Source organism: Streptomyces solincola, assembly GCF_002982015.1.
Taxonomy (GTDB): domain Bacteria; phylum Actinomycetota; class Actinomycetes; order Streptomycetales; family Streptomycetaceae; genus Streptomyces; species Streptomyces solincola.
This window is the reverse complement of sequence record NZ_PVLV01000329.1, coordinates 1-7,704: the sequence shown is the minus strand read 5'-3', so window position 1 is coordinate 7,704 and position 7,704 is coordinate 1. Positions and strand designations below refer to the sequence as shown.

5 protein-coding genes are annotated in these 7,704 nt (G+C 73.1%); all 5 read right to left on the bottom strand.

Translation table 11 applies throughout. The features are described from left to right. Window positions 1–196: 196 nt before the first annotated feature. Entirely contained in the window at window positions 197–1,630 is a 1,434-nt protein-coding gene (gene murD, locus C6N75_RS20665) for a UDP-N-acetylmuramoyl-L-alanine--D-glutamate ligase (protein WP_181160555.1), read from the bottom strand. After that, on the bottom strand, window positions 1,612–2,682 hold the full coding sequence (gene mraY / locus C6N75_RS20660; protein ID WP_105870405.1) for a phospho-N-acetylmuramoyl-pentapeptide-transferase: 1,071 nt from the start codon (window positions 2,680–2,682) through the stop codon (window positions 1,612–1,614). The genes murD and mraY overlap by 19 nt, the downstream gene beginning before the upstream one ends. Next, window positions 2,679–4,094 carry a UDP-N-acetylmuramoyl-tripeptide--D-alanyl-D-alanine ligase gene (locus C6N75_RS20655; protein ID WP_105870404.1) on the bottom strand — a complete coding sequence of 472 codons (1,416 nt, stop codon included), beginning with the start codon at window positions 4,092–4,094 and terminating at the stop codon, window positions 2,679–2,681. Before C6N75_RS20655 ends, mraY begins: the two co-directional genes overlap by 4 nt. Window positions 4,095–4,098: 4 nt before the next feature. Further along, on the bottom strand, window positions 4,099–5,811 hold the full coding sequence (locus tag C6N75_RS20650; protein ID WP_181160554.1) for a UDP-N-acetylmuramoyl-L-alanyl-D-glutamate--2,6-diaminopimelate ligase: 1,713 nt from the start codon (window positions 5,809–5,811) through the stop codon (window positions 4,099–4,101). Between the two features lie 17 nt (window positions 5,812–5,828). After that, a partial coding sequence (locus C6N75_RS20645) for a peptidoglycan D,D-transpeptidase FtsI family protein (RefSeq protein WP_105870402.1) occupies window positions 5,829–7,704 on the bottom strand: 1,876 nt, incomplete at its 5' end.

Genomic DNA, 7,704 nt, shown 5'->3' with positions numbered 1-7,704 from the left:
CCCCCGGCCTCCCCCCGCGCGGCGGCGGACGGCGGCGGGGGTGCGCGCTCCGGCGGCGGTGCGGCCGCGCCGGGCGATGCCCGCCCAGCGGGGCGGGTACGCGGTGTTCTCGGCCCGCATGGTCGCTGTCCCCTCCGGTGGTGTCCGGATCCGGTGGCGGTCCGGCGTCCGGCCGCGGCGGCCCGCGGCCGGGCGGTCAGGCGCGCTCGGCGGCGAGGGCGCGGACGGCGTCCGCGAACGCCTGGCCCCGCTTGGTGTAGTTGGTGAACATGTCCATCGACGCGCAGGCGGGGGCCAGGAGCACGGTGTCCCCGGCCTTCGCGAGCCGGGCGGCCTCGGCGACCGCCTGGGGCATCGCCCCAGTGTCGGTCCGGTCGAGGTCGACCACCGGGACCTCGGGCGCGTGTCGCGCCAGGGCTTCGCGGATCAGCGCGCGGTCCGCGCCGATCAGCACGGCCGCCCGCAGCCGGGGCGCGGAGCGCTGGACCAGCTCGTCGAAGGTGGCGCCCTTGGCGAGGCCCCCGGCGATCCAGACGATCCCCTCGTAGGCGGCGAGGGAGGCTTCGGCGGCGTGGGTGTTGGTGGCCTTGGAGTCGTCCACGTAGGCCACGCCCGCCACGTCGGCGACGTGCTCGATGCGGTGGGCGTCGGGCCGGAAGGCGCGCAGGCCCCCGCGGACCGCCCCTGCCGGGACGCCGAAGGCGCGGGCGAGCGCGGCCGCGGCGAGCGCGTTGGCGATGTTGTGCGGGGCCGGCGGGTCGACGTCGGAGACCTCGGCCAGCTCCTGGGCCTGCTTCTGGCGGTTCTCCACGAACGCCCGGTCCACCAGCAGGCCGTCCACGATCCCGACCTGGGAGGGGCCGGGGGCGCCCAGGGTGAAGCCGATCGCCCGGCAGCCCTCCTCGACGTCGGCCTCGCGGACCAGGTCCTCGGTGGCCTGGTCGGCGGCGTTGTAGACGCAGGCGACGGTGTTGCCCTCGTAGATCCGGCCCTTGTCGGCGGCGTACGCCGCCATGGAGCCGTGCCAGTCGAGGTGGTCCGGGGCGAGGTTGAGCACCGCGGCGGAGTGGGCGCGCAGCGAGGGCGCCCAGTGCAGCTGGTAGCTGGACAGCTCGACGGCGAGCACGTCGTACTCCTGCTCGCCGAGGACGGCGTCCAGCAGCGAGACGCCGATGTTGCCGACGGCCGCGGTGCGCAGGCCGGCCGCCTGGAGGATGCTCGCCAGCATCCGTACGGTGGTGGTCTTGCCGTTGGTGCCGGTGACGGCGAGCCAGGGCGCGGCGTCCGGGCCGCGCAGCCGCCAGGCCAGCTCCACGTCGCCCCACACCTCGACGCCGGCCGCCTCGGCCGCGGCGAACAGCGGCTTGTCGGGCCGCCAGCCGGGCGCGGTGACGACGAGGTCGGCGCCCTCCGGCAGGGTGTCGCCGTCGCCCAGGCGGACCGTGATCCCCTCGGACCGCAGCTCTTCGGCCTGCGCACGGGAGCGCTCGTCGTCGCCGTCGTTGACGACCGTGACGCGCGCGCCGAGGCCGGCCAGGGCGCGGGCGGCGGGGATGCCGCTCACGCCGAGTCCGGCGACGGCGACGTGCCTGCCCTGCCAGGAGGTGGTGCTCACTTGTCGGCTGCCCATCCCGCGTAGAAGAGGCCGAGGCCGACGATGACGCACATGCCCTGGATGATCCAGAACCGGACCACCACCAGGACCTCGGACCAGCCCTTGAGTTCGAAGTGGTGCTGGAGCGGCGCCATCCGGAAGACCCGCTTGCCGGTCATCCGGAAGGAGCCGACCTGGATGACGACGGAGAGGGTGATGAGCACGAACAGGCCGCCCAGCAGCGCGAGCAGCAGCTCGGTGCGGGAGCAGATCGCGAGGCCGGCCAGCGCGCCGCCGAGGGCGAGCGAACCGGTGTCACCCATGAAGATCTTGGCGGGCGAGGTGTTCCACCACAGGAAGCCGAAGCAGGCGCCCATCAGGGCGGAGGCGACCACGGCGAGGTCGAGCGGGTCGCGGACCTCGAAGCAGGCGCTGGGGTTGGTCAGTTCCAGGGCGTTGGCGCACGCCTCCTGGAACTGCCACAGCCCGATGAAGGTGTAGGCGCCGAAGACCATCACCGACGCGCCGGTGGCCAGGCCGTCCAGACCGTCCGTGAGGTTCACGCCGTTGGACATGGCCAGGATCATGAACAGCGCCCACACCACGAACAGCACCGGGCCGATGGACCAGCCGAAGTCGGTGATGAAGGAGAGCTTGGTGGAGGCCGGGGTCTGGCCGCGCTGGTTCTCGAACTGCATCGCCAGCACCGCGAAGGCGATGCCGACGATGAGCTGCCCGGCCATCTTCGCCTTGGCCCGCAGGCCCAGCGAACGCTGCTTGACGATCTTGATGTAGTCGTCGAGGAAGCCGACCAGGCCCATGCCGGCCATCAGGAACAGCACCAGCAGGCCGGAGTGGGACACCTTCTCGCCGGTGATGACCTTGGCCAGCGCGTACGCGATGAGGGTGGCGAGGATGAAGGAGATGCCGCCCATGGTGGGCGTCCCCTTCTTGCTGCCGTGGGTGCGCGGGCCGTCGTCGCGGATGAACTGCCCGTACCCCTTGCGGGCCAGGAGCTTGATCAGCAGCGGGGTGCCGATCAGGGTGAGGAAGAGCCCGATGGCTCCCGCGAAGAGGATCTGCCTCATCGGCCGGCGACCTCGCCCTCGGCGCCCTGAAGCAGCGCCTCGGCGACCTTCTCCAGGCCGACCGACCTGGACGCCTTCACCAGCACGACGTCACCCGGACGCAGTTCCCTGCGCAACAGGTCGACCGCCGCCCGCGCGTCGGACACGTGCACCGACTCCTCACCCCACGAACCCTCGTTGTATGCGCCCAGTTGCAGCCAGGACGCTTCCCTGCCCCCGACCGCGACGAGCTTGCCGACATTGAGCCGGACGGCGAGCCGTCCGACCGCGTCGTGCTCGGCGAGCGCCTCGTCGCCCAGCTCGGCCATGGTGCCGAGCACCGCCCACGTACGGCGTCCCCGCCCCATGGCGACCAGCGCGCGCAGCGCTGCCCGCATGGACTCGGGGTTGGCGTTGTAGGCGTCGTTGACGATCGTCACACCGTCCGGACGCTCGGTGACCTCCATGCGCCAGCGGGAGAGGGTGCCTGCCCCGGAGAGCGCGGTGGCGATCTCCTCGGCGGACATGCCCAGCTCATGGGCGACGGCGGCCGCGGCGAGCGCGTTCGACACGTGGTGCTCACCGTACAGGCGCAAGGTCACCTCGCTGCACCCGGTGGGTGTCCGAAGCCGGAACGAGGGCTGCCCGGCGTCGGTGAGGTGCACGTTCTCGGCCCGTACGTCCGCTTCGTCGGCCTCGCCGAACAGCAGCACGCGGGCCTTGGTACGGGAGGCCATGGCCTTCACGAGCGGGTCGTCGGCGTTGAGGACGGCGGTGCCGCCCTCCTCGGCGGACGGCAGGGCCTCGACCATCTCGCCCTTGGCCTGGGCGATCTGCTCGCGGCCGCCGAACTCGCCGATGTGGGCGGAGCCGACGTTGAGCACCAGCCCGATGGAGGGCGGGGTGAGTTCGGTGAGATAGCGGATGTGGCCGATTCCGCGCGCCCCCATCTCCAGCACCAGGTGCTCGGTGGCGGCGTCGGCGGTGAGCGCGGTGAGCGGCAGGCCGATCTCGTTGTTGAGGGAGCCGGGCGTCCAGACCGTGGGGCCCTTGCGCTGGAGCACCTGGGCGATGAGGTCCTTGGTGCTGGTCTTGCCGGCCGAGCCGGTCAGCGCGACCACGCGGGTGCCGAGCCGGGCGACGACCGCGCGGGCGAGCGCGCCGAGGGCGCGCTGCACGTCGTCCACGACGATGGCGGGCACGCCGTCGAGCGGCCGGGTGGCGAGCACGGCGACGGCGCCCGCGTCCACGGCGCCGCGGGCGTAGTCGTGTCCGTCGACGTTCTCACCGGCGAAGGCGGCGAACAGCGAGCCGGCTTCGACCTTGCGGGAGTCGATCACGACCGGCCCGGTGACGAGGAGCTCCGGGTCCGGTATGTCGTGCGGCTGCCCGCCGGTGAGGGTGGCGACCTCGGCGAGGGAGAGGGCGATCACTACTTCATCCCTGGGGGTTCTGGTGGGGTGAGGCGGGGGTCTGCGACCGCGCCTCGATGGCGCGCCGCAGGACCTCGCGGTCGTCGAAGGGGCGGATGACCCCGGCGATGTCCTGGCCCTGCTCGTGGCCCTTGCCGGCGATCAGCACCGTGTCGCCGGCCTTCGCACGTGCGACGGCGGCGGCGATGGCCACGGACCGGTCCTCCTCCACGATCACGTCGCCGCGTTCGAACGTCGGCACCTCGGCGGCGCCGGCGAGCATGGCGGCGAGGATCGCGAGCGGGTCCTCGGAGCGGGGGTTGTCGGAGGTGAGCACGGCGGTGTCGGCGAGCCGCGCGGCGGCCGCTCCCATCGGGCCGCGCTTGGTGGTGTCGCGGTCGCCGCCGCAGCCGAGCACGATGTGCAGCCGGCCCTCGGTGACCTTGCGCAGGGAGCGCAGCACCGACTCGACGGCGTCGGTCTTGTGGGCGTAGTCGACCACCGCGAGGTAGGGCTGGCCGGCGTCGACGCGCTCCAGCCGGCCGGGGACGCCGGGCACGGCGGCCACGCCGTCGGCGGCGGTCTGCGGGTCGATTCCGGCCACCGCGAGGACCGAGATCGCCGCCAGGGTGTTGGCCACGTTGAACGGACCGGGCAGCGGGGCGGCGGCGCTGATCCGCCGGCCGTCGGGGGCGACGACGGTGAAGGTGGAGCCGGTGGCCCCCAGTTCGACGTCCTCGGCCCGCCAGTCGGCGTCCGGGTGGCCTTCGGCGGAGAAGGTGGTGACCGGCACCGACGCCTCCTTCACCAGCCGCTGGCCGTACTCGTCGTCGAGGTTGACGACGCCGCGGCGGGAGCGGCGCGGGGTGAAGAGCTGCGCCTTGGCCTGGAAGTAGTCCTCCATGCCGGAGTGGAACTCCATGTGCTCCGGGCTGAGGTTGTTGAAGACGGCGACGTCGAAGACGCAGCCGTCGACCCGGCCCAGCACCAGGGCGTGGCTGGAGACCTCCATGGCGACGGCCTCGGTGCCGCGTTCGCGCATGACGGCGAAGAGCGCCTGGAGGTCGGTGGCCTCGGGGGTGGTGCGCTCGGACTTGATGCGCTCGTCGCCGATGCGCATCTCGACGGTGCCGATCAGTCCGGAGGACCGGCCGGCCGCCTTCAGCCCGCCCTCGACCAGGTAGGCGGTGGTGGTCTTGCCGGAGGTGCCGGTGATGCCGATCTGGAGCAGGGCCTCGCCGGGCCGGCCGTAGATGTCGGCGGCCAGCTCGCCCATCCGGCCGCGCGGCTGCTCGGTGACGAGCACCGGCAGTCCGGTGGCGGCGGCGCGGTCGGCGCCGGTGGGATCGGTGAGGACGGCGACCGCGCCGAGGTCGGCGGCCTGCCCGGCGAAGTCGGCGCCGTGCGCCCGGGCGCCGGGCAGCGCGGCGTACACGTCTCCGGGGCGGACCGCCCGGGAGTCATGGGTGATGCCGGTCACCTGGGCGTCGCCCGGGGCGGTGGTCCCCAGCTTCGCGGCCAGCTCGCCGAGCGGGACGGGCCGGGTGCGTTCCGGCCTCGGCGCTCCCGGTCGGGTGGCGTTCGCGTCCGTGGGGGTGGTTCGGGACTGATCAGCGTGTGGCACGGCGGTGAGCGTACCGGGCGGGGGCGGCATCGGGCCAAAAGAGGGCGCCGGGGCGGCGTGGTCGCCGCCGCCGCGCGGGGGCTGGTTCTCGGATCGGGGGGTGATGGTCGTCACGGTGGCTCCCGCCCGGCTCACTGGCCGGGTTCGAACGTGACCGGCATCCGCGGGGGTTGCTTGCCGGTCGGCGCGATGTACAGGGTCTTCAGGGCGAACTCCATGACCTTCTTGTAGACGGGGCCGCAGATCTGGCCGCCGAAGTAGCTGCCCTTGGTGGGGTTCTGGATGGCGCAGTAGACGGTGAGTCGGGGCTGGTCGGCGGGGGCGAAGCCGGCGAAGGAGGCGGTGTAGCCCTTGTAGCGGCCCAGTTCGGGGTCGACGCGGTTGGCGGTGCCGGTCTTGCCGGCGACCCGGTAGCCGGGGATGGCGGCCTTGGTTCCGGTGCCCTCCCGGTCGTCGACCACCGACTCCAGCATGGCGGCCAGGGTGGTGGCGGTCTTCTCGCTGACCACCCGGGTCTTCTTCGGGGTGGGCGCGGGGGTGAAGCGCCCGTCGGGGCCGCGGAAGCCGCGGACCAGGTTGGGTTCGATGCGCTGCCCGCCGTTGGCGATGGTGGAGTACACCGAGGCGGCCTGCATGGCGTTGAGGGACATGCCCTGGCCGAAGGGGATCGTGTACTGCTGCGAGGTGGACCAGTCGCCGGGGGCGGCGAGGATGCCGGAGGTCTCGCCGGGGTAGCCGAGCCCGCTGGGCCGGCCCATGCCGAAGGCGCGCAGGTAGGAGTGGAGGACCTTGTTGGACTCGGCCTGGTTCCTGCCCAGCTCGCCGGTGGCCAGGATGGTGCCGATGTTGCTGGACTTGGCGAGCACCCCGTTGAGGGTGAGGTACCAGGTGGGGTGGTCGATGTCGTCCTTGAACAGCCGGTCCCCGCGGTGCAGCCGGTTGGGCACCGTGACACGGGTGGACGGGGTGGCCGCGCCCTCCTCCAGGACGGCGGCCATGGACATCACCTTGGCGGTGGAGCCGGGCTCGTAGGCGTCCTGGAGGGCGGCGTTGCCCATGGCGGCGGAGTCCGCCTGGGAGAGGTCGTTGGGGTCAAAGCCCGGGGAGTTGGCCATGGCCAGCACCTCGCCGGTGCGGGTGTCCTGGACGATGACGTAGCCCCGGTCGGCCCGGGACTCCTCGACCTGGCGGCTGATGGCCTGCTGGGCGGCCCACTGCACGTCCCGGTCGATGGTCAGCTCGATGTCCGAACCGGGCACCGCGGGCGTCTCGTTGGCGCCCGCGGTCGGCACCCGCCGACCGCCGGACTGGGCGTACTTGATCCTGCCGTCCCGGCCGGCCAGCTCCTGGTCCAGCATGGACTCCAGGCCGCCGCCGCCGCGGCCCTCGGCGTTGACGTAGCCCAGTATCCCGGCGGCCAGCTCCCCGTTGGGGTAGATCCGCTTGCTGCTGGGCTCGTTGAAGACGCCAGCCAGCACGCTGACGCCGGAGCCGCCGTCGGCCTTGTCCTCCCGGGCCTTGCGGGCGTAGGTGGACTTGAGGTCGCGGATCTGGTTCCACACCTGCGGGGTCTGCCGGCGGGCCAGCAGCGCGTAGCGGGAGCCGGGCGCCTTCAGCTTCTGCACCAGCTCGGCGGCGTCCCTGCCGAGGATCGGCGCGAGGAGCGCCGCGGCCTGCTCGGGCGCGTCCGGGGCCTTGGCCTCCTTGGGCGTGAACATCTTCGGGTCGGCGGTGATGTCGTAGGCGTCCACGCTGGTGGCCAGGGCGACGCCGGCCCGGTCGGTGATCTCGCCGCGCTCGGCGGAGAGCGTGTACTCCTGGTAGCGGTTCTTCTCCGCCCTGGCCGCGTAGGCGTCCGCGTCCAGCGCCTGCACCTGGAGCAGCCGGAGGGTGAACACCAGCATGACCAGGGTCAGTCCGAGGCCGACCAGCCGCAGCCGGGGGCGCGGGTTGCCCAGCCGCAGCGCCCCCGGCTGCGGCTGGTCGGCCTCGGACTGACCCTGGTCA

Coding starts and splice junctions, on each gene's coding strand:
- murD (WP_181160555.1), bottom strand. CDS start 1,630: ATGGGCAGCCGACAAGTGAGCACCACCTCCTGGCAGGGCAGGCACGTC.
- mraY (WP_105870405.1), bottom strand. CDS start 2,682: ATGAGGCAGATCCTCTTCGCGGGAGCCATCGGGCTCTTCCTCACCCTG.